Genomic DNA, 425 nt, shown 5'->3' with positions numbered 1-425 from the left:
TCAAGTGGGCGACTGGGTGCCTCACCCAGTCGCGGCGCCATTTCAACGGGCAGGAGCGCAGCGTCGAGCTCGCCGTGCTGGGCCGCCTCGCGGCCGAGATGGAGTACGAGCTGCTCGACTTGATCGAACATGCAGCATGATCGCCCCAGCCCGCAGGAGCTCGCCGAGGCCGTGCGCGAGTTCCTGCAGAACGAGATCCTTCCGATCCTCGACGATCACCGGCTGAAGTTCCGGACGCTCGTCGCGATCAACGGGCTCGGGATCGCCGAGCGGGAGCTGTGGGCGACAACGCCTCCCCGGGAAGACGACTGGGAGCTGGCGCGGCGCATCCGCGCCGGCGAGGTCCCCGAGAACGCGGTCGCGCTGCTGAAGGAGCAGGTGGCCCAGAAGCTGCGCGTCTCGAACCCCCGCTACCTGGCGAAGTA

At 68.5% G+C, this 425-nt stretch carries 1 protein-coding gene; it reads left to right on the top strand.

Annotated elements, in window-relative coordinates:
* Positions 1-129: 129 nt before the first annotated feature.
* On the top strand, positions 130-425 hold a 296-nt coding region (locus tag D7Y13_RS43495; protein ID WP_120631140.1), incomplete at its 3' end, for a DUF6285 domain-containing protein.

It is taken from the genome of Corallococcus praedator (assembly GCF_003612125.1).
Classification (GTDB): domain Bacteria; phylum Myxococcota; class Myxococcia; order Myxococcales; family Myxococcaceae; genus Corallococcus; species Corallococcus praedator.
The sequence above is the reverse complement of the archived record's forward strand: the minus strand, read 5'-3'. Positions and strand labels throughout refer to the sequence as shown.